Source organism: Mucilaginibacter sp. cycad4 (genome assembly GCF_034263275.1).
GTDB lineage: Bacteria > Bacteroidota > Bacteroidia > Sphingobacteriales > Sphingobacteriaceae > Mucilaginibacter.
The window spans coordinates 2,959,251-2,981,895 of record NZ_CP139559.1; the positions used below are offsets into that span (position 1 = coordinate 2,959,251).

The following is a 22,645-nucleotide window of genomic DNA, read 5'->3' on the forward strand; positions in this document are numbered from 1 at the left end:
GGGTTTTGATTTTAACTTTAATCAAAACTTGCAAATTGTCATTACAATAAAGCACAGGCGGCATTTCAAGTTAAGTTCAAGTTTGTTCAAAGCATTTTAGGTATTTTTAAACCACATTATTACCTGTAGATCAATGGAAAAGGAAAAACAATTGCTTTTGTTATGCCGGCAGCTTATTGAGCGAACATTAAACTGGGGCGATAGCAGTATTTGGGGTAATGATGATTTTGAGCAGCTAAGCCAGCAGATCTTTGATAAAACACGGGTACAGCTCAGTGTATCAACCCTCAAAAGAATCTGGGGCAAGGTGCGCTACGAAAGCTTCCCCAATGCAGCTACACTAAACGCCCTTGCCCGTTTCCTTGACTATACCACCTGGCGCGATTTCAGGCAGCACCACCAGGTTAACGGCGTAATTGAGCAGCCGGTTAAAATAAATGATTCAGATACCCCAATTGTAGTTCCCCTTTCAAAACCCGGTTTACGTTATATATGGTTTGGCAGCGCATTGCTGCTGGTATTGGGCGCATTGTTTTTCATGAGCAGCAAGCGCAATAAACCAATTGATCCCGGTTTAATAAAATTCACCAGCAAGAAAGTTTCTGACGATTTGCCTAACTCGGTTGTATTTAATTACGATGTTTCTGCTTTTCATTCTGATAGTGTTTTTATCCAGCAATCCTGGGACCCTAACCGCCGCGAGCAAGTGCCCGGCGATGGCAAACAATATACCTCTATCTATTATGATCCAGGCTATTTTATAGCTAAGCTCATTGTAGACAAACATGTGCGAAAGGAAACATCGGTATTTATCAAGACCAAAGGCTGGAAAGGTATCCTTGATCATCAGCCTATACCTGTTTACCTTTCTTCCGAAGAAATTAAAAGAGAAGGGGTTATGGGGATTGATGCCAAACAGATGCAGCAAAAGTTAGGAACGCCCGTTTTTAACAACACCTGGGTAAAGTTTGCCAACATCCGCGAATTTCCAGGCATCAATGCCGACAACTTTACAATGGATTGCACCCTTCGAAACACATCAACGCCCGGCCAATCAGCCTGCGCCAAAGCCGACCTTACCATTTTAGGTAACGGTACCGCTATTGTTATCCCTATAGTTAACAAAGGATGCATCGCCGATATGGGCATTTTAACCGGTGAAGAATGGGTTGACGGCAAAAACCATGATCTGAGCGCTTTTGGCACAGATATGTCGCAATTTCAAAACCTGAGATGCAGCGTTAAAGACCATTACCTGAAAATATATCTTAATAACAAACAGATCTTTGAATTTAAACAGGCCCATACCATGGGCCGTATTGTAGGCATCCGTTTTGAATTTGAAGGGCCGGGGCAGGTAAAACATTATAAGCTACAAACGCCCGGAGGAGCTGTTTATGAGGAGCAGTTTTAAGTTTGTAAAGTATTTAATTCATCTCTTATTCACATGCTTCTAAAAGTAGCTTATCAATAAGTGATTTGTGATATCCGAAAATTGGTTTGCTGAATGCAATCGAGGTAAGGACGGATTAGCGGAATTGCTTTTTGTTGCTTGGCGTAAAGTAAAACCCCTGCCGAGCCTTTAACCATGATACCTCTTTGCTCGGCAAGCTTTCTGGCGGCCCGGTCATCTGTCAACAAATAGTCACATTTAATTTCAGCCGCTAAAGCTATCGCGCTTGCTTCTCCTGGATCAACAATTTCTTTTATTTGAGTTTGCAAATCTAAATCTTGAACATGCTGGACAATTACCCAATCAGGTAATTCCTTACCATATTCATCCGCTATTTCAGGAGTTGTGATTACTTTAGAGAATAGGAATGGGAGTAAATGTAATGCGTTAATTTTATCTAAAATAATAAAACAGCTTGTATCCGTAATGACAACGACCTTCTTAATCACGATCTAAATCAGCTTTTACACTTGGATCAAGATAACTAATGCCAAAATTGATCAGTATCTCTGCAAAATCCCATTTTCTCATACTACACATCTCGGCGGCCTGCCCCAAAGATAGCTTTCCCGCCTCATAAAGCTTAGTTGCTATAAGACGAACAGTTTCATCATGTTCTTTTTCCAACGCCTAAGGAACTTGTAATATCATCGTTGTCATGATATAAAGATAAGTATTATTGAAACTAAATACACTATGTCATTAAAACAAACGTAAATAAGGAGACTTCCTATAAATCAATTTATCGAATTATCAACCAGCTTTAGATCATAGTCATTAACCAGCAAATCACTCACACTGCCGGTAAATGGCTTTATAAAATATTCAATCTTGCCATAAGCTTCCTTTACTTCCGCATCGTTTTGAGGGTTAAAAACAAGCTCATCCAAACTGCTGATCACCTTATTATCGCCATGGTGTACATCAGCTATTAAAAATATGCCGTTAGCATCGCTCTTATAATTCGCGTGATTAGGTTCTGTTTGGGCGTTGATGGCAAACACCAGCCCGTAATCATCATCAGAGATATTTTTTAAAACAGTGACCTCCAATACAAGGCAAAAAGCGCCATTATCGCTGTAACATTGCTGCGTGTACTGGCATTTGATCAGATCCTGAAAATCATTTTCGGCCTTTAACCGTATTTGCTCGTACAAATCAAAAACTGCTTCAAATAAATCCATAATGAGGTGTTAGTCGGTTAATCCAAAACAAACATAACTATCTCCCGACTTACTTCCAATTTTTCCACCGCCGCAGGCAATTACAACATACTGTTTACCATCAATTGAATAAGTTGCAGGGGTGGCATAACCGGCTGCCGGTAAATTAGCTTCCCAAACTACTTTGCCGGTACGTTTATCAAATGCACGGATCCTTTCATCTTTGGTTGCCGCGATAAATACGAGGCCGCCTTTGGTAACCACCGGACCGCCATAGTTTTCGGTGCCGGTTACGGGGATCCCTTTTTCGGTTAGCTCCGGATACTCTCCCAGCGGCACTTTCCAAAGCAACTTGCCCGATGTCAGGTCGACAGCGTTGAGTGTGCCCCATGGTGGTTTTATACCCGGATAGCCATCCTTATCTAAAAAGCGGTTATAACCATTCATGACATAAGGTACCTCATCAAGCAACTTCTTTTCAGCCTCCGAGCTGGCAGCGCCATTGCCGGTTGGCTCTTTGGCTACTTCTTTCGCTGCCTTAGTTTCCGGGATTTTAAGCAGGAAAGCAAGCAGGTTCTTTTTATCCGCAGGCGAAATTTGTTTAAAAGAAGGCATCATGTTGCGGCCGCCGGCTATAATACCACTCACCTGATCAGCAGTATACTTTTTGCCAATGTTTACCAACGATGGATAGGATGTGCCATTACCTTTCAGCCCGGCGCCATGACAACCGATGCAATTGGTGTTATATACCACATGGCCCAATGCCTGCGGCGAATGATCGTTAGTATTTGTTTTAGGTACATCGATCATTACCTGTGCCCATGGCATCTCTGAGCAGTTTATATATAGTATCTTACTTTCAGGATCAACGGCGGCTCCACCCCACTCGCCCCCACCATCAAAACCGGGGAAGATCCAGCCTCCCTCCTTGCTTGGCGGGGTAAACATGATCCGGTTTTTAACCTGGTTATATTTTGCCAGCATTTCCCGGTGCACCTCGGGCGTACGGTCGGTAACATCTTCGGGATTAAACATTTGCCGGGCAAAAGGCTGCGGCAAAGATGGAATGGGCTGCGTAGGCCAAACCTCTTCGCCGGGCAGGGCTTTGGTTGGCACAGTTGTTTCTACTATCGGGAATATAGGTTTGCCATTCGTTCTGTCGAACATAAATACATAACCATGCTTGGTTATTTGTATTACGGCATCTATCTTTTTACCGCCTTTAACAATGGTTACCAGGTTTGGATTGGCGGGCAGGTCCCGGTCCCAAAGATCATGGTGTACAAACTGATAATACCATTTCAATTTACCCGTAGACGCATCAAGTGCCAGCAATGAATTTGCAAACAGGTTTTGCCCTTTCCTGAACCCACCATAAAAGTCGCCGCCTATAGAGCCTGTTGGAATGTACACGATCCCCCGCTTTTCGTCCAAAGCCATCCCTGCCCAGTTATTGGCCCCGCCAAATTTTTTGTAAGCAGCAGTATCTTTCCAGGTATTGTAACCTACTTCGCCAGGATGCGGTATGGTGTGGAAAATCCATCGTAATTTACCCGTACGGGCATCATAGGCCCGTACATGCCCCGGAGCAGCATCGGCTGATTCGGATACACGATCACCCACTATCAATACATCCTTATAAACTACCCCCGGCGTAGTACCGGCCACAAATGATTTAGTGTCCCTGTCCAGATCTTTAGTGAGATCAAGGTATCCACCTTTACCAAATGACCTTACCGGAGTTCCACTTTCTGCATCAATTGCCCAGGTTTTAGCACCAACGCTGTAGAAAACCCTTTTTTCGCCACCATCTTCATTTTGCCAGTAAATTACACCACGGCTCAGTTTATAGTAGGCCATCGGGTCACCGTTATTAGTGGTATCATCTTTTGCAGGGTCAAACAGCCATTTTTGCTTACCTGTGGCGGCATTCAAGGCAAACAGCTTCAGTTTAGGACTGGTACCATACAAAATACCATCAACCATAATCGGGTTACACTGATTTTGGCTGCGGTTGGCAGTATCTCTGTCACCGGTGCTAAAAGTCCACAACTCTTTTAGCTTGTTTACATTGTTTAAAGTGACCTCCTGGTTCGATGAGTATCGCAGCCCTTCTTTTGAACCTGCATAGGCGGGCCAGCCACTATAACTGTTGTTTTGATTGCCTTGCTGATTTTTACAGGACGCATAAATACCTGCCGCAAAACACATGGCTATAAAGTACTGGAGCTTAATCATTTACAAGGCAATTTTGGTATTAAATTGGGTTTAGATCATTTTTCAGCATGTATCCAGCTGTTGGGGTGATGATGCCCGTTAAATGTATGAATAAAAATTATTTTACAAATATTCATTTCATTTACCTGAGCATGCCATTTAATAAAAAGAGGGTGTATCATAAATCATGATCAGCCGCTTTTTTTGACTTATTCAGATACTTAAGCGATATATAGTTTTAGGTTGGTTTGACTCTACAAGGGGGGGTTAACAGGGTTAACACAATTCAGGGTTAACATTCTGTTATGTAGTTAATAATCAGAAAATTAAGTGTTTTTTATACCAAAAATGTGTTAACCCCTTTTTGTTAAATATTACCGGCTAAATTTCAATGCATAAGTAACACAACACCGGTCAATTTGATTTATGATACAGCCTCTTATATATTATTGATTTAATATCCCGAAAGTGATACGTCCCTACTTTTTCACCAAACTAACCGGCGCGACTTCCTGGCTCAACAATTTCCCAAACAGTTCCCAGCGCTTTGCAGGGGCTTTGGCCGTACCTCCGTTTGATTCAATGTAGTTTTTTACCAGGTCCTGGCCGTAATTATAGTTGATAACGTAGCTGCGGTATTTTTTGATAAAGCTGATTGATTTTTGAGCTGTCTCATCGTTCATGAGGCAGTATTTTCTAAGATACGACAGCGCCTTATCCTGGCTCATGGTATTATTGATCAACCCTCTGGCAGCCTCATTACGGGCATAATTTAAAGTACCTTTTATGGCGAGGGCTTTGAAATACAGATCGGCACCGGAGGTATCCAAACCAGCCAGCGGCAGCAATACATTTTTGGCAAACTTTATTTTATCATCGCCGGGGAAGGCTACTTCAATACCATAATTGGCACTACCCTCAGCAATCAGCGATTGCGGACTGAACAACGGGTACAGAGAAATTTCAACCCAGCCTTTATCATGGTAAAGGTTTTTCTCCAGCAGCATGTTGTATACATGATGTCCCGGGTAGCTTTCATGGCTGCCCACGTCAATAGCACGGTCAATAAAAATCTTCAGATCGGTATTGATCTGTACAGTACTCTTATATCCCCCCTTATACCAGTTATAGCCCGACCATGGCTTATTAGTTACATACTCCAGCGTAAATGTTTCGCCGGCAGGCAATTGGTAATGGGCAAGCGTACGCTTTCGGGCTTCTGCAATAGCTGCTTTTATAACCGGGTCTAATTTATCTTTTGGGATAATGAACTTATTAGCCAGTTTTTGGAACCTGTCGTTCACGTTGCCTTTACCGGGTAAAATGCTATCGAGCAGCGCTATCTGCCCTTTAAAAAAGTCATCGGTATAAACCGGGGCAGCTACACCGAATAACTCGCGCGACTCTTCATCAAAAGGCCTCTCCTCCCCCGAAAAAATACGGATCCGGCGACTGAAAGCGATCAACTGATCGGACATCCAGTTGGCGCGAATTTTATTTGTATCAATTTTTGAAGTATTGGCGATGGTACGCAGGTCATTCATCAGGCTGTTTGCCGATGCCAGCAGGCTATCCTTGGGAAAAGTTTTCAGCGCTTCCTGTTTAGGCTTCAATGAATCAGGGCCATAGTAAGCATCTACAAAATCACCGTCATACTGTCCTATAGTTAAACCAAGTTTTACATATTCGACAGCGAGGTGGTTGAGTTTCTTATTTTCGAGCTGCTGCGCCGGGCCCTGCCCGCATGAAAACAATAACAACAGAGGTGCAAAAAACAGTAGTTTTTTCATGGCGAATGATCTTGTGCGCGTAAATGTGGCGCAAGATAATAATTCCATTTAGTATAAAGTGAATACAACCCTTACAGAAGCAGCGTGCCGGAAACCATTTAAGGCTTTCTAAACGAATTGATGTTATAAGTTACACCTACTGCTACACCTGTCGATTGCAATTTGATATCAGAATATCCAACCCCGGAAATTGGCACTTTCATATATGGCTGCACGCTTACACCAAACTTTGAGTTTATTTTATGTTCGTATGTAGCGTTAATATTGATTATACTTAATAGATATCCTTTGCTGTTGGGCACAGTATAGGTTTGAGGCCATGCTGCGCTGTTAGCAGCGTCGGCATAGTTGTAAGTATATTTTTCATGCAGCATCAGGTATGACGATAACCCTGTTCCGACAGATAATTTATTACGAAAATTACCATATACCTGGTAGCCGATATTGATAGGAATATCAAGCATTTTACAATCGGCAGTTACTTCGGTTGGATCATGCTTAAAGTTATATGTTGTGTTATAGTTAGCAAAGCTCGTACTATATGGTTTTGACGAATAAACAACGCCGCTTGTAATGGTTAATTTTTTTGTAGGCCCAAATGAAAGCAGTAAACCATAGTTACTGCCAACTTTACCCTGAAAGGAATTTGTACCGTTAACGTCAGATGATGCCAGCGCCGTAATAGCCCATTGCGGCCGGTAACCAAAACCTTGCCTGTTTATTTTTTTATTAGGTTTGGATATAGGTGCTTGAAAAGGCTGCCTTTCAATATTTGTTTTAAAATCGGGAACAATTAAAGGAGAAGGTCGTGTATCAAGTGATAGCGTCCTGCTTGCCTGCAAATTTGAAATAGCACCATTATTACCTGCCGGATCGGCACCTGCCATCAGGGCGGGATTATGCCGCATAATGGTATCAAGGCCGCTAATTCCCTTTTTGTTTGCACCGGGAACATTACGATGGGATCCGTTGGCAGATGGTGTTAAGTTTATTTGACCTGTATTAACATGATTGCCGGTATTGCTGTTGGCAGCTATGTTGCTGTTACTTGCCGACCGGGGTGTTAATAAGCTGTCTGCTTGTGGTTGCTGCGTAACCCTGCCGCTGGTTCCGGGATTTGTTTTAGGCGCAGCGGGCTTAACCTTAACCTGTTGTTGTCCCGTTGTATTATCATCCTTTACGTTAGGTTTAAAGAACCACCATCCTAAAAACAGCAGCAGCATTGCCGCTATTCCGCTTGCAATTGGCAACCAGTAAACAATTCCACGGCGTTTTTTGCCCTTGTCAAGCATTTGCTCAAGCGCATCCCAGTCATCCTCGTTAAACGCGCGATGATTTGCCGGGTCTTCCAGCCCCTTCTTAAAAATGTTATCTAAATCCTCTTCGCTTTTCATCCCCTGATACCATTATTTAAAAAAGTGTTCCTTACATCGATGCCATTATAGGCCACAATCGGGTTAAAATCCATACCCCTGTTGTAATTGGTTTTGTTAGCAGTTTCCTCTGCTTTTAATATCATTTGCTTTAGTTTCTGACGTGCTTTGTGCAGGTTTGACTTTGATGTACCCGGATTAATATTTAACATTTCCCCTATCTCCTCATGCGAATACCCGTCAATCGCAAAAAGGTTAAAAACAGTACGATAGGCCTGCGGCAATTGCTGTATCATAGCCAGCAGGTCTTCATAATTTAAATTTTTATCTGTCAGGTCTCCTTCACTCACATTTTCTGCTTTCTCCAAATCCTCGGTATAAGCCATTTTTAAATTGGCCCGGTAATAATCAATAGAAACATTCATCATAATGCGGCCAATCCACGCTTTAAACGGCCTTGAAGTATCAAACCTGTCAATATGGGTAAATACCTTCATAAAACCCTGGTTCATAACTTCTGCAGCCTCATCCCGGTTACCCGCATAACGGAGACAAATACCCATAGAAAAGCCATAAAACGCCTTATAGAGCATTTTCTGACTTTTCCTGTCCTGCTTTACGCAGCCATTGATCAGTTGATGTAACTCTTCTTCGCCCATATGGGGTTTATAAACTCAGAATCAAACACATAAATTTAACCTTATCTACGCACATCACGGCAACTATTATTAAAAGGTTGCCTGTTGTGCAAAATAATTTAAATTTTTCACACAGTTGGATAAAATCATGCACACTTTTCTCACTTACGGCAATCATTTATACAAAATATGCACAAGTTAATCCATCCTGAATAAATCCTCACAAATAATTATATTTTTGATAATGAGGCAACCGGTACGTGTGTTTATAGCGTAATGCCATATAAATCCCGCCTGTTTTAAAGGCCTTTTATGAGAATCGATATAAACCCAAATTTCCCCGTAAAAAATTGTAAAACCTGCGGGACACGCCCGGTAGTTGAGCAATCTAAAAATCGATGGACCATTCTATGCCCTAATCCAAATTGTCGAAATGCCATTTCTGATAAACTGATCAATGTAACAGAATGGAATAAGCAAAATCCATAATGTTTTTTCGCCGGTTTATTTATCTTAAGGCAACCATCCCCGGAACATGCACGATATATATTATAAAAGGCTGTAACAGGTCTTTAATAATTTATATACTAATACTACTGCTGCATGGTACCAGTGTCTGTTGTGATCATTACTAAAAACGAAGCTGCCTTAATTGAAGATTGTATAAAAATGGCTTCTTTAATTACGGATGATATTGTTGTGATTGACAATGACAGTACCGATGGCACCCCGCTTATTGCCTCCCGTTATGGCTGCAGGGTGTTTCAAAAAAGCTGGAGCGGATACGGCGCAAATAAAAATAAAGGGGTAGCCCAGGCCCGCTATAACTGGATCTTAAGTATTGATGCCGATGAAGTGCCGGATTTGGAGCTTATTAAATCGCTTCATAATTTAACCTTTGATGAACCGAACGTTGTTTACGATATCAAATTCAAATCATACTTTGGTAAAAAGCTGATCCGCTTTGGTAATTGGGGGAATGATCACCACCTGCGCTTGTTTAACCGTTCATTGGTAAAATGGGGCGAAACCGAAGTACACGAAACCTTGTTTTTACCTTCCGGTGCCGAGATTAAAAGCATAGCGGGTTATATCCATCACCACTCCGTAACCGATATTGACGATTTTGAGCGTAAAGCTATTCTTTATGCTCAGCTAAGTGCGGCCAAATATTACAAAGCCGGTAAAAAGGCAACATTTATCAAGCTATATTTTTCGCCTGCTTTTGGCTTTTTGCGCAATTACATTATCAGGCTTGGTTTTTTAGATGGTGCCGAAGGACTGGCTATAGCGCGTGTTATTTATAAAAACACCCGACTTAAATACGCTTACCTGAAACAATATAAAGAGTTACCTCAAACACAAAACACCTATCGCAACGAGTTAGTTATAGAACAGGTTAACTAACAAAGATATCGTATTGTTTAGTCGGCAGTCTGAAGTCAAAAATTAAATAGGACTTTTGACTTGCGGCTAAGTACTATCGACTGAAGACTATTTGTCCAGCACCTGTTGATAAAACTGCAGCGTTTGCCTCGCCACTATATCGATATCAAAACATCGTTTTACCTTTTCATTGCCTGCTAAAGCAAGTCGCAACCGTTTTTCAGGCTCATTGAGCAGCGTAATTATTGCCGATGCCAATTGCTCAACATCGTCGGGATCTACCAGCAAGCCATTAACGTCATCATCAACAAGTTCGGGACCGGATGTACGGTTTGAATTGATCACCGCCGTTCCGCATGCCATAGCTTCTAACGGCGCAAGTGCAAAAGCTTCGGCATATGATGGGAATACCGCCACTGCCGAATTATTTAAACAGTTATAAAGTTCATCCCTCTCAACATGTCCTTTAAACTCAACGCTACTTTTTGCATCCTTATGCAAACGGGCAGTTACTTTATTTACCGGGCCCTTCCCTAATATCAGTAATCGGGCATCGGGAACCTGTTTTATAACTATATTCCAGGCCTCAGCTAACTGAAAAACACCCTTCTTTTGAACAAGGCTACCTGTAAATACCACCTGTTTTGCCCCCCGCACGTTGCTGCCTCCAGTGGCTATGCTTGTATCTATACCATTATACAACACCGTGATGGGCTTGTTGTACGACAGGTAATCAGCACTTTTCCCTGCGGTATAGGCGCTTGCACTGCTGACGGCTGCCGCGCGGTTTAAAATATCCTGCTCCATTTTTAAAACATGCGGCGCAATCGTTATCCCTGCCTCGGTATTGAAGTAGGTAATGGAACCATGCAATTTAACAACTAAAGGAACAGGTAATGCAAGGAACGGTACATATGTTTTACAAAACCTGATATAATCATTATAATCGGGCATTTCAATAATATCGATCTGCTCAATGGTAATGATATGCTCCAGTTTTTTTTGATAAGCGGCAAGGCTTCTTTTTATATCCCGTTGGGTAATACCCGTATCCAGTAATATCCTGTTAAGCATCCGTACCCCGGCCGACCGCTGATTTTCAAACCATCTGTCATCAATGCCCCAGCGATATCTCAAAACTTTTACACCTTCATCTTCAAATTCATCTGCGCCTCCGTATCCGCGGCTATACAATCCGGCAACAATTACCTTATGCCCCAGCTTTACCATTTGCCCGGCAATGAGCCGCACATAGGTTCCAATACCGCCATGCGGTCCGGGAGGATATTCATCACACAGGTATAAAATGTTCATTGCGCTAAAAACTGTTTGCTGTTTTGAATATTACGACTGCTCAATTGTTTTGACACTAAAGCTATTAACAGATAAAAAACTATCCCCAATAAAAGCCTGAACAAGAAATGTATGTTTATTGAGGCTGTTATAAACCAGCCGCCTAAAGCAGTGGGGAGCAGTATTATAAATGGGCGTAGGCTGATATACATAATATTTTTATTCACCAACCTGTAATAGAGTACCGCCTGCAATATATTGGTAATTAAAAATGCCGCAGCCGAACCAATACCATTAAACAGCGGGATCAATATCAGGTTAAGGGTAATATTTGTTATAGCACAGGTTACAGTAACAGATGATACGGCCCTGTACTTTTTAACACTGAAGCTTAACGACCAAAGCAGGTTTATAAAAAACTGCAAGGGGATACACAACGACAGGATCAAAAACTCGGTAGCGTTGGCAGCGCCATATTTACCGCCGGTTATCATTCCTACAACAGGTGTCCAAAGTATATTAAAGATGAGGGGTAATAGCATAGCCAACAGCAACTCGGCAGTATTAAAGGAATTTACCTGCTCCTGCAATTGATTAGGTGGCTTTAAGGCCATTAACCGTGACAGGCGCGGCAAAATAACGGGGGCTATGATAAGCATGGGCAAACGGGACAGCTCATAGGCCCGGTAAGCGAAACTATAGTCGGCCAGGACCGTTTTGCTTGCCATAAAACCCAGCAGCAGCCAATCCATTCGCGACAGGCTCATATCAAATATTACTGATACATACTGCGCCGTGGCCTCTTTAAGCAACTTTTTATAAGCCCGAAATTGAAATTTAAAGCTAAAATCTGTTTTCGTGATAACATAGATGAGTAAAGCCAGTAATTCGGCCCCGGCTGTACCTATCATTACCATAACGATAGAACAAACCTGTAGCTGATGTACCGCAATAAGATAAAACGCCCCACAAACCCTTAAGCTGTTACTTATAATTGCGATTATGCCATAGGGCGTAAATTTTTCCTTTGCGTTTAAAAACTGCTTTAACGGAATACCCAGGAAAAGCAAACCCTGCGCTATAAAAAACCAAGGCAGCGCCTGGTAAATATTGTCACGCAAGACTAAACTTAGTAATAACAGCACGCCCAGGGTTACAAAAAAAGTAACGAGTGAATGGAACAAAAATGCCGCTGCCGTCCAATCCGACCGTTGTGAGGCTGCTATACGCCTGATCACTACCTGCTCCAGTCCAAACCCCAGGATGGTAGTAACAAATATCGATAAGGCATTCATCCAGCTAATGGCCCCAAAGCTGTCTTTACTCAGGTAAACAGAAATAACGTAAAAAAAGATACTGCCAAGCACCTGCAATGCAAGTGCCTGCAAACCTGATGAAAAAAACCTGATGAACACTTTACTCCTGAGCAACGCCGTATATGTTTATACTCTTATACTATTGTTTTTACCGGCCGGTTGCCTGTAACATTTTTATATGCCGGTTAAATATCTGCATATATCAGCACAATAACGAGGCAACCATTCTATTTTTTGGCACGTAACCTATTTAAACAAAACAATTGCAACAAGGCCGGCAAATCCGGGAAATGAACATCAATAAATATAAAGGAATAATGACAATCAGTTTGCCGGGTTTTGATATTAAGAGATGGAAAACTTATGCCGATTGGCGGCTGCTGATCTTCCTGCTGCTGTTTATCAACGTGCGGATCCCATTTAAGATAGTGGCGTTGCTTTTTGTTTACATAAGTCAGTTTAACTTTCAATTTGGCTTTAAGCTACGCAATTCAAGGATCCCGTTATTCTATCTGCTCGTTTTCCCGATAGCTATTGCTGCAGCCGTCATCAACCAAAATTTTGCCAACCTGTATTACATACCCGTTTTTGGCTGGGCATTGATATGCTGGGCGCTGGCCCTGCTGGCGGTTCACCAGGTTAAGCTGATGATTGATAAAACAGATGCAGAAACCATTTATCGGACACTGATCATTTTTTTTATCATAAACGCAATTTTCTCGGCAGGTAACCTAATGCATATCATGTGGATAACCAAAAGCATTAACCCCTATGCTTTTATGGGCATGCATCAACACTATTATATCAATACCGGCGATGATATAATGGGCATAAGCTTTGACATTTCATCAACCAATGCTGTTATCTGTGCTTTCGGTGTGTTTTACTTCATTTATAAGAATAGTTTGCCTATGATGATCGTATGCATGAGCACACTGGCACTTACCTACAGTAACCTCATCAGCATTTTGGTACTGCTGATCCTCATTTTCATTTTTGTTTTTAAAACCACGCGCAATCAAAAAAGCTTGATAGTAGTGGCCCTGATGCTTTATGTGATCTCCATGGTCAAAATATCGCCGCAAAATGAAAAGTATATTAACCAGGTTACTGCAAGTACACTGCAGGAAAACCGTATTGAAAAACAGGGCCAGGCGCCAGTGCAGGCAACAACTGCCAATCCCGGCGGGCAATTGATGACCAGGGATGAACAAAGAAGAAAATTTGCACAGAACTACCTGGACAGCCTGAGCCAGATTCAGGCAAAAAAGGAAAAACTAAACGAGCTTGATAAAAAGATCAAAGGCTTACCGCTTACCGATGATGGCAGGCTGTACATTCCCGGCCCTAATACTCACTTTGCGGAATTTTATAACACCGGCGAAATGACGTCCGACAGACAGCAACTTATCGATTGTATAACTGCTCACAAGGCTCAGCTACCACTTTGTCGGCTTGAGCCCTTCAACCCCGCGTTGCCTGGAAAGATCACCGGCGCTATACAAACCTTTAACTATTTTACCAGTCATCCCTTACAAAGTATAGTAGGCTTAGCTCCCGGAAATTTTTCATCCAAAATAGCTTTCAGGGCGGTTGGCGCCGGTATCAGGGGTAATTATCCCCCCAAATACATCTATATCAACCCGGCGTTTATGCATAACCATTTAGATCTGTACCTGAGCTTTTTCAGCAAGGATGCTGGTTTCCGTTCGGTACGTAATAACCCCTACTCCACTTACGATCAAATGCTGAGTGAATACGGTATCCTCGGCTTGCTTGCCCTGCTTATATTTTACATTGGCTTTTTTGCCCGGCATTATAAAAAGCTTAGTTATGGTTTGCCTGTACTGATGATGGTAACGGGCATATTTTTTCTTGATTACTGGTTTGAGCAACTCTCGGCACTGGTAATTTTTGAATTAATGTTATTCCTCAATATAAAAGAAACTACTCCCCCCGATTTGAAAACAAAAACTACAGTGCAGGAGGAACTTGCGTATGCATAACCCTCAAATTACTGTTTTAATGCCTGCTTATAATGCCGGTAAATATATCCGCGAAGCCATTACATCGGTACTTGAACAATCGTTTACTGATTTTGAGCTGCTCATTGTAAATGATGGCTCAACTGATGATACGCTTGATATTATTAAATCATTTAACGATGAGCGTATAGTGGTTTTGAGCCAGGAAAACAAAGGCGTAGCTGCTGCCCTCAATAACGGTTTAAACCACGCCCGGGCACCTTATATTGCCCGTTTTGATGCCGATGATGTATGTTATCCTTACCGCCTGCAGGTTCAGTATGATTTCATCACATCACATCCTTATTATAGCATTATTGGTTCGGGTGTTGATTATACTGATGTTAACGGCAACCTGATATTTACCTGGCAGCCTGATGCCCTGAGCCATAACGAGATCAGGCAGCTCAGTTACAGGATTTGTCCTTTCATTCACTCCAGTGTGTTTTATAAGCGTGATGCCGTTTTAAATGCGGGTGGCTATAATGAGTTGGCCTATACTTTTGAAGACCATTTTTTGTGGGCAGGTATCCTTAAGCACGAAAAGGCTTTTAACCTTAATCAACCGCTCATCAAAGTAAGGCTCAATGCCGAGTCTGTTACCATTGATGAAAAATGGCGTACAGGAAAATTCAGGCAGATTAAATACAATACCCTACGCAAGGGGAACATTACCGAAGCCGAAGGAAGGCAGTTATCCGAGATCGGTATTAAACAGTTATCTCCACGCATCAAAAGGGGAGCTTATTATGCCCTGCTCGGCAAAAAATATCTATGGAATAATTATCAGCCGGAAAAGGCAAGGAAAAACCTGCTCAAAACGCTATCCATCAGTCCGCTGCATCTCAAAAATTATTTTTTACTGCTGATGTCATTCTTGCCCGAACGTACACTGACCAGGTTATACCAATTAGGTAAGCGCAATTTCCGTTTACCTGAAGCCGAACTGCCAACTGCTGTTTTAAATCAAAAGGAATTAAATTATGGCAGCTAAAAAGATAAAAGTGTTTGTTGATGCGCACTCCTTTGATAAAGAATTTCAGGGGGCGCAAACTTTTATACGCGAATTATATAACCACCTGCTGGCCGAACGCCCGGACATAGATATTTACATCGGCGCCCGCGATACCGATAATATCCGCAGATTGTTCCCGCTGTTGCCCCCGCAAAACATATTGCCTTATAAAAACCGGGGAGTCAACATCCTGCGCTTTGTTTTTGATATACCGGCCTACATCAAAAAATACAGGTTTGATTTTGCACATTTTCAATACATCAGCCCTAAAAAAATAGTTGGCTGCAGGTACATAGTAACCATGCACGATATGCTGTTTAACGATTTCGGGAAGGAGTTTCCCATCCTGTTCAGCATACCGCGCAATTACCTTTTTGGCCGCAGCATTAAAAATGCCGATGTCAAAACTACTGTATCCGATTACTCAAAAGAGCGAATTTGTGATTATTACCAGATCCCGGCCCATGAGGTGCATATCATCCAAAACGGGGTAAGCAACTCATTGCTGCAATACCAGGCATCAAAACAGGAGGCAGAAGATTGGGTAGCAGAAAAATTCGGTATAAGAAATTTCATCCTGTATACCAGCCGTATTGAACCCCGCAAAAACCACCTTTTGTTACTGCAAAAGTATTTAAAACTGAAACTGTACGAAAAAGGCATTGGCCTGGTGTTCATTGGTAAAGCATCCATAAAAACGCCGGGCTTAGCCAGGCTCATCAAGAGCCTTACGCCTGAGCAACGGCGTTTTTTCAGGTGGGTACCGCAGGCAGAGCAGGCCGACCTCGCGGCTTTTTACCGGGCCTGCAGGCTGTTTGTATATCCCTCAAAAGCCGAAGGCTTTGGTATCCCGCCGCTTGAAGCAGCCATTTGTAGCGCACCTGTATTATGCTCGGCAGAAACGGCTATGAAAAATTTCTACTTTTTTGCACCATATACTTTTAACCCGGCCAACCATACCGATTTTGAGCAAAAGCTACTACTTGCCGCACAGCAACCACCCGGCGATTCCTTCACAAGCCGGGTAGCGCGGCATGTTGAACAGCAATACCACTGGCAAAAAAGCAGCACCATATTTTACAACTTGTTACAAGCAAATTTTCATTGTCATGAAACTAAAAATAGCGATCTTAGGCACGAGGGGCATCCCGAACTACTATGGCGGGTTTGAGCATATTTCCGAATATGTATCGGCCGGTTTGGTAAAAAAAGGGCATTCAGTTACCGTTTATAACTCACACAACCACCCTTATGAAGCCGATACCTGGAACGGCGTTAACATTGTACATTGTTACGATCCGGAGTATCTGATAGGCACTGCCGGGCAGTTTGCCTATGATTTTAACTGCCTTATGGATGCCCGTAAACGTAAGTTTGATGTGGTACTGCTTATGGGCTACACCAGCAGCTCGGTTTGGGGGCACCTTTACCCGTCCAACAGCGTTATCATTACCAATATGGATGGATTGGAGTGGAAACGCTCCAAATACTCAAAACCGGTACAACAATTTTTGAAATACGCAGAAAAGCTGGCCGTGAAACATAGCCAATATTATATCTCCGATTCAAGGGTGATCAGGTCATACCTTAAGGATAAGTACCAGGTCGACAGCCGCTATATCCCCTATGGCGCCGATCTGTTTTCAGACCAGGAACGTGAGCAGTTTGATAAAAGTGAGGTACTTAAGGAAGATTATTTTTTGCTGATGGCCCGTATGGAACCCGAAAACAACATCGAAACTATTTTAGAAGGTTTTAACAACAGTTCATCAAAAAAAAGCTTTATGGTTTTGGGCGATACCAGTAACCGCTTTGGCAAATTCATAACTCACCGGTTTAAAAACGACGACCGCATCCAGTTTAAAGGCGCTAATTTTGATAATTCGGTTGTAAGGGCGCTTCAAAACAACAGCTACCTATATTTTCACGGGCATAGCGTAGGAGGAACTAATCCGTCCCTGCTTGAAGCTATGGCCAGCGAAGCCCTGATTGCCGCCCATAATAACCCTTTCAATAAATCGGTACTCAACTCAGATGCTTTTTATTTTGATAATGCTAACGAGGTACGCCATTTGGTTGAGAATGTACAGCGCAAGGATACCGAACGCGAAATGGTAAAAAACAACCTTCACAAAATACAATACCAGTTTAACTGGGAGGTAGTGATCAACGATTACGAGGATTTTATATTGGAATGCTATCATCAGCAACATGGAAAAGCTATTAAGGCCTGATGATACGCTGAATAACAGGATAAGCTATTACCTGCTGATGCTGTTATTGCTGAGCCTGCCGTTCAACCTGTTTTACAGTCACCTGTTTTTAATAGGTTTATCCTTGCATACTATTATACAAATTCGCAAAACTGCTATAAAGCCACTATTAACAAGGGCTAACTTTGCCCTGGCTGCTGTTTTTTTGGTAACGCTTTTGAGCATTATTTACACCACCAATAAACCACAGGCTTTTACGGAGTTAGGCAGGCAGGTTACCATTTTGCTTTTCCCGCTAATCTTTTGCTTTAACCCACTCGATCTGAAAAAATACCGGCATAATTTTTTACTCGTATTTTCATTAGGCTGCACCATCATTATCACTTACCTTTTTTTACAGGCGCTTTTTACCATAAAATATTATCACCTGCCTTTAAAAGCATTGGCTTCTCCTGCGTTCACAAACCACAATTTTTCGGAACCGCTGGAAATCCATGCTACATTTTTCTCCATGCAGATAGCCATAGCGCTGGTTTATCTGCTGTATGTTTTAGTAAGGGAAACAGTAAAGGCCCGTAAATTTTTCTGGCTCATTTGCTGTGGTATTTTAGCGATGGGAATCCTGCAGCTTAGTTCCAAATCGATATTTATAGCATTGCTGCTTATTATAAATATCGCGCTGCCCTGGTTCCTGCTAAAAGGGCGAAGCCGGTTCAGGTTCATAACCATTAGCACGGCACTATTTATAGTGGTGATGGCGGGCATTTATACCAGGGATACTTTTAAAGAACGATACGTAACCGAGCTAAAAAAAGACCTAAGCCAATCAACCGATGCTGAACTCACCGATCCGCGATTAGCGAGATGGAGCGTGGCTATTAGCGTAGGAGCACAATCGCCTGTTATAGGTCATGGCGCAGGTACTGAAATCGGTTTGCTCAAAGACCCATTTTTTGATCATCAATTTTACCGGTCGTACCTGGCCGGGTTAAATGCACATAACCAGTTTATCAGCTTTTTTATTAAATCGGGCATTGCCGGTTTACTGGTTTACCTGTGCGTGCTGGTATTTGGCATCAGAACAGCCCTTGCAAAACGTGATTTATTGCTGATGGCTTTTATGGTTATTATAACCGCCGTTTCCTTTTCCGAAAACTTTTTAGATGTGGATAAAGGCATATTTTTTTACGGTGTATTTTTCTCATTATTAATATTTCCCACCGCCTCACAGTCGGCTGAGAACACGGTCAAAAATATTGTGTAATTAGTTTATTCACAGGCAACCAAAGCCATTAGGGGTACGTCATCATTATATATACAAAGACGTGAAAAGTACAGTCATCTTAGTTGAACAAAACAATAAACGATTGTTAAATACCCGGAATAATATTTTAGCTACCCTTGCCTATTTTGACATGTGGGACTACCCGTTAACCTACGGCGAAATATTCCTGTTTTTGGAAAACAAGTATGGCCAGCACGATTTCACCGAAGCGCTTGATCAACTTATCGCCAATAAATTGGTGTTCCATTTCGACAGGTTTTATTCGCTCAAAAACGATTATATGATAGCGGTGAGGCGTAATAAAGGAAACAAAAAAGCTACCGGGCTGATCAATAAAGCTAAAGAGGTGGGTGCCTTCCTGAGCCGGTTTCCTTACGTGCGCGGCATTGGCATTTCGGGTTCTTTGTCCAAAAACTTCGCCGATGACAATTCAGATATTGATTTTTTCATCATTACCGAACGTAACAGGCTCTGGCTTGCACGTACGTTTATGCATATATTCAAAAAGCTCACCTTTTTGGTTGGTAAACAACACAACTACTGCATGAACTATTATATTGACGAGGCCCGGTTGCAGATAGTTGAAAAAAACATTTATACGGCAATTGAAGTGGCAACTATTATCCCATTGGAGGGAGATACTACCTTTGAGAGTTTTTTTAAGACCAATGCCTGGATGCACGATTTCCTGCCTAATAAATGCATGCGCCTGGCCACGGCCAAACCATTAAAAAAACCATGGTATAAAGCCCTGATAGAAAAGCTGTTCAACAACCTGTTCGGCAACTGGCTGGATAATACACTGATGAGGATCACTGCCGGCCGATGGAACAAGAAAACAGCAATGAAAAGGCTGAACATGCGAGGGGCGATAATGAGTATGGCCACAAGCAAACATTTCGCCAAGCCGGCTCCAGAAAATTTCCAGGTTAAGCTGATAGAAAGGTATCTGAATAAGGTTGCGAATTTGCTCCAGGAATCGGAAGACCGGGTGGCGCAGTGAGGTTATTTCTAATCGTCATGCCGAATTTATTTCGGCACCCCACAGGCTAAGTCTAAACCCAGCATGTGATACCTGTCTTATGGGATCCTGAAACAAGTTTAGGATGACGTTTTTAGATACCTTTTCCTCAACGAAATAATATAATAATCCCCTATATACTTAAACGGCCAGGTGCTTTTCAGCTTATCTTCCCAACCGGTCAATACTTTGTAAGTACGGGGATATTTTTCGGCAAAGCCCTCTATGTATGAGGGCGGCACTATGGTACACAATCCCTCAACACTCAATACTTCAAAACCAGGATTTAAACGTTTTTTAATGTATGATGGATTGTAATAAAAGCAATCAAAGTACACTCCCTCAACATGGGCCCTGCGGCCTCTACTGCTAAAAAATCTGCGAAAAGCAGTTTTAAATTTCCCTTTAAATACCAGCAATGTTTCCCAAAGGCAAAATTTTGGCAGCACCACCAGAGTTACCATACCGCCAGGGTTAAGCAACCCCGCAAATGAGTTCAATACCTTATCCAGTTCGCCGGTACAGTTGAGGCCTGCGAAATTGGAAAAGATCAGGTCATAAGGCCCTCTGTTTTTCAATTGCTCAAGTTGTGTATATGAACACAGCTCATTACTTACTATATGTTGCATACTGTGCTTTACCACCTTTTCACGCAGTTGCTGCTGCATCCCTTTTGAAATATCGGTAGCATGCACTTTAAATCCTTTTTGTGCAAAAAACAGGGCGTCTTCACCGGTACCGCTGTTCAATTCCAGAATGCTACCACCGGGCTTTAAATATTGAAGGATATGATCGCGTACGCGTTTACGTTTATAGCCGATAATGGTGTCGGCAGAATAAAGTTCATCAAAGATCACCGACTGGTTGCTGAACGCCGCCTCGGCAAATTGTTCGTTTATATGTGATGCCCCCGCGTTCATATGGCCTTTTCAAATTTCTCCAGCTTCAACTTTTCAAAATAGGTGAGCGGCGCGTAATAAAACACCGATAATGCTTTCCTGATACTGTTTACCGAACTCCCGAATGGATCTTTAAGCAGTTTTTGGAAGCTGTTTTTAGCCAGGTGCTTGTGATAGTTGCGGTGCACATATTTGTGCAATTGCTTGTAGTAAAAAGGCGGATAGGTGTTTTTAAACATCAGTGCCATTTCGTCGGAGTCAGTCCAGTTGGTTTTCTTTTTCAGCTCGGTTTTAACGCGCTCGTAAAAACCGGTACCCGGCAGCGGATACGATACCGAAATACCTATCTCAAACGGCAGCAACCGGTTAATCATATTTATAGTAAGCGTAATATCATCACGCGTTTCTTCGGGGTAGCCAAACTGGATAAAGAACGATGGCTTAATGCCATGCGCTTTCATGAGGTGTGTAGCCGTATGGATCTGATCGATAGTGATACCTTTGTCCATGGCGTCCAGTACCTTCTGCGATCCGCTTTCGGCCCCTATCCATACGTTTTCACAACCGGCAGCGGCCAGGGCTGCTACGGCTTCTTCTTCGGCCAACAAATCGGCCCGCGACTGGATCTTGAAGCGGACCTTAATTCCCTCCTGTGCCAGCAGGTTGGCAAATTCCTGTACCCAGCCGGGTTTCAATCCAAAAATATCATCGCAAAACCAGATATGGTCCATCTGGTACCGCTCCTTAAGCATTTTAAGCTCATTAACAATATACTGCGGGCTATGGGAGTTATACCGGTTGCCATAAATAGGCTTGGCGCACCAGTTACACTTGAACGGACAGCCGCGGGTGGTTACCACATTAATTGAAAAATAGCCTGCATTCTTCATCCACATATCGCGGTAGGTATTCATATTCACCAAATCCCAGGCTGGCATGGGCAAACTATCCAGTTCCTTCATTACCGCACGGCCGGGCGTTTTAATAATCTCGTTGCCGTTCATATAGGCCAATCCTTTTATCTCAAAATGATCAGTATTACCATTTCGGATATGTTCGGTAAGTTGCGCCAGTGTTTGTTCTGCTTCACCCAATATCACAAAATCGGCTCCTTCGGCAAGGTACGCTGCATACCGGTCGGTTGAGTCTGAGCTGGAAACGATAACCGTACAGCCACGTTCCTTAGCCAGCTTGCACATTTTAAATGCAGCTTCGCGCATATTGGTGAGGCACATTTTGGTCAGGTAGTTGAACCCATCATCATAAACCACAAAAAAATCGGGCTTATTTAACTCAATGGCAGCTATCACTTCATCCGGATTGCTCACAAACATGGTATCAAACAAGCTTACATCATAGCCATGTTCGCGCATTAAAGCAGCTGCATATATAGTGCCCAGCGGCGCATAAGGTTGCCCTATACCCCATTGCTTTGGATCGAACCGTAAAAAGTAAGAATGTGTAAACAGTATATTGTTCATTGTTATTTCTATTCCCTCCCTGGGGAGGGGTGTGCAGGGTTGTGATGTGGCAGGGAGGGGTCTATCCGCCTTTTC

At 42.5% G+C, this 22,645-nt stretch carries 19 protein-coding genes; 8 read left to right on the forward strand and 11 right to left on the reverse strand.

All coding sequences use genetic code 11. The annotated features are described in order from the left end of the window. Window positions 1-133 precede the first annotated feature (133 nt). Window positions 134-1,414 (forward strand): hypothetical protein, encoded by a 1,281-nt coding sequence (locus tag SNE26_RS11830; protein WP_321559566.1) that lies wholly within the window; start codon window positions 134-136, stop codon window positions 1,412-1,414. A gap of 53 nt (window positions 1,415-1,467) precedes the next feature. On the opposite strand, the gene SNE26_RS11835 is transcribed toward SNE26_RS11830, so the two are convergent. From SNE26_RS11835 to SNE26_RS11865, 7 genes are all read right to left on the reverse strand, one after another. Beyond that, entirely contained in the window at window positions 1,468-1,902 is a 435-nt protein-coding gene (locus SNE26_RS11835) for a DUF3368 domain-containing protein (RefSeq protein ID WP_321559567.1), read from the reverse strand. Then, entirely contained in the window at window positions 1,895-2,080 is a 186-nt protein-coding gene (locus tag SNE26_RS11840) for a UPF0175 family protein (RefSeq protein WP_321559568.1), read from the reverse strand. The genes SNE26_RS11835 and SNE26_RS11840 overlap by 8 nt, the downstream gene beginning before the upstream one ends. Before the next feature lie 110 nt (window positions 2,081-2,190). Next, the gene (locus tag SNE26_RS11845; RefSeq protein WP_321559569.1) at window positions 2,191-2,637 is read right to left on the reverse strand and encodes a hypothetical protein; all 447 of its coding nucleotides are present in this window, start codon (window positions 2,635-2,637) and stop codon (window positions 2,191-2,193) included. A 9-nt stretch (window positions 2,638-2,646) separates the two neighbouring features. Continuing rightward, complete coding sequence (locus SNE26_RS11850) at window positions 2,647-4,857, reverse strand: PQQ-binding-like beta-propeller repeat protein (protein WP_321559570.1); 2,211 nt, start codon at window positions 4,855-4,857, stop codon at window positions 2,647-2,649. A 458-nt stretch (window positions 4,858-5,315) separates the two neighbouring features. Beyond that, window positions 5,316-6,626, reverse strand: coding sequence for a hypothetical protein (locus SNE26_RS11855; protein WP_321559571.1), 1,311 nt, complete (start codon window positions 6,624-6,626; stop codon window positions 5,316-5,318). Window positions 6,627-6,724: 98 nt separating this feature from the next. Continuing rightward, a complete protein-coding gene (locus SNE26_RS11860; protein WP_321559572.1) occupies window positions 6,725-8,020 on the reverse strand; it encodes a hypothetical protein in 1,296 nt (431 codons plus the stop codon). Then, window positions 8,017-8,658 carry a sigma-70 family RNA polymerase sigma factor gene (locus tag SNE26_RS11865; protein ID WP_321559573.1) on the reverse strand — a complete coding sequence of 214 codons (642 nt, stop codon included), beginning with the start codon at window positions 8,656-8,658 and terminating at the stop codon, window positions 8,017-8,019. Before SNE26_RS11865 ends, SNE26_RS11860 begins: the two co-directional genes overlap by 4 nt. Before the next feature lie 582 nt (window positions 8,659-9,240). Here SNE26_RS11865 and SNE26_RS11870 point away from each other — a divergent pair. After that, complete coding sequence (locus SNE26_RS11870; RefSeq protein WP_321559574.1) at window positions 9,241-10,044, forward strand: glycosyltransferase family 2 protein; 804 nt, start codon at window positions 9,241-9,243, stop codon at window positions 10,042-10,044. Window positions 10,045-10,131: 87 nt separating this feature from the next. On the opposite strand, the gene SNE26_RS11875 is transcribed toward SNE26_RS11870, so the two are convergent. Then, on the reverse strand, window positions 10,132-11,337 hold the full coding sequence (locus SNE26_RS11875; RefSeq protein ID WP_321559575.1) for a glycosyltransferase family 4 protein: 1,206 nt from the start codon (window positions 11,335-11,337) through the stop codon (window positions 10,132-10,134). Further along, a complete protein-coding gene (locus tag SNE26_RS11880; protein ID WP_321559576.1) occupies window positions 11,334-12,746 on the reverse strand; it encodes an oligosaccharide flippase family protein in 1,413 nt (470 codons plus the stop codon). Before SNE26_RS11880 ends, SNE26_RS11875 begins: the two co-directional genes overlap by 4 nt. A gap of 203 nt (window positions 12,747-12,949) precedes the next feature. Between SNE26_RS11880 and SNE26_RS11885 the strand changes: the two genes are divergently transcribed. The 6 genes from SNE26_RS11885 to SNE26_RS11910 all read left to right on the forward strand — a co-directional run bounded on the left by SNE26_RS11885 (window position 12,950) and on the right by SNE26_RS11910 (window position 20,172). Further along, a complete protein-coding gene (locus SNE26_RS11885; RefSeq protein ID WP_321559577.1) occupies window positions 12,950-14,638 on the forward strand; it encodes a hypothetical protein in 1,689 nt (562 codons plus the stop codon). After that, window positions 14,631-15,650 (forward strand): glycosyltransferase, encoded by a 1,020-nt coding sequence (locus tag SNE26_RS11890; protein WP_321559578.1) that lies wholly within the window; start codon window positions 14,631-14,633, stop codon window positions 15,648-15,650. Before SNE26_RS11885 ends, SNE26_RS11890 begins: the two co-directional genes overlap by 8 nt. Continuing rightward, the gene (locus SNE26_RS11895; protein WP_321559579.1) at window positions 15,640-16,842 is read left to right on the forward strand and encodes a glycosyltransferase family 1 protein; all 1,203 of its coding nucleotides are present in this window, start codon (window positions 15,640-15,642) and stop codon (window positions 16,840-16,842) included. Before SNE26_RS11890 ends, SNE26_RS11895 begins: the two co-directional genes overlap by 11 nt. Next, window positions 16,781-17,905 carry a DUF1972 domain-containing protein gene (locus SNE26_RS11900; protein WP_321559580.1) on the forward strand — a complete coding sequence of 375 codons (1,125 nt, stop codon included), beginning with the start codon at window positions 16,781-16,783 and terminating at the stop codon, window positions 17,903-17,905. The genes SNE26_RS11895 and SNE26_RS11900 overlap by 62 nt, the downstream gene beginning before the upstream one ends. Further along, entirely contained in the window at window positions 17,883-19,148 is a 1,266-nt protein-coding gene (locus tag SNE26_RS11905; protein ID WP_321559581.1) for an O-antigen ligase family protein, read from the forward strand. Before SNE26_RS11900 ends, SNE26_RS11905 begins: the two co-directional genes overlap by 23 nt. A gap of 61 nt (window positions 19,149-19,209) precedes the next feature. Further along, complete coding sequence (locus tag SNE26_RS11910) at window positions 19,210-20,172, forward strand: nucleotidyltransferase domain-containing protein (protein ID WP_321559582.1); 963 nt, start codon at window positions 19,210-19,212, stop codon at window positions 20,170-20,172. Window positions 20,173-20,270: 98 nt separating this feature from the next. On the opposite strand, the gene SNE26_RS11915 is transcribed toward SNE26_RS11910, so the two are convergent. Continuing rightward, window positions 20,271-21,110, reverse strand: a complete 840-nt coding sequence (locus SNE26_RS11915; protein ID WP_321559583.1) for a class I SAM-dependent methyltransferase — start codon at window positions 21,108-21,110, stop codon at window positions 20,271-20,273. Further along, window positions 21,107-22,570, reverse strand: a complete 1,464-nt coding sequence (locus tag SNE26_RS11920; protein ID WP_321559584.1) for a B12-binding domain-containing radical SAM protein — start codon at window positions 22,568-22,570, stop codon at window positions 21,107-21,109. Before SNE26_RS11920 ends, SNE26_RS11915 begins: the two co-directional genes overlap by 4 nt. Window positions 22,571-22,645: the final 75 nt, after the last annotated feature.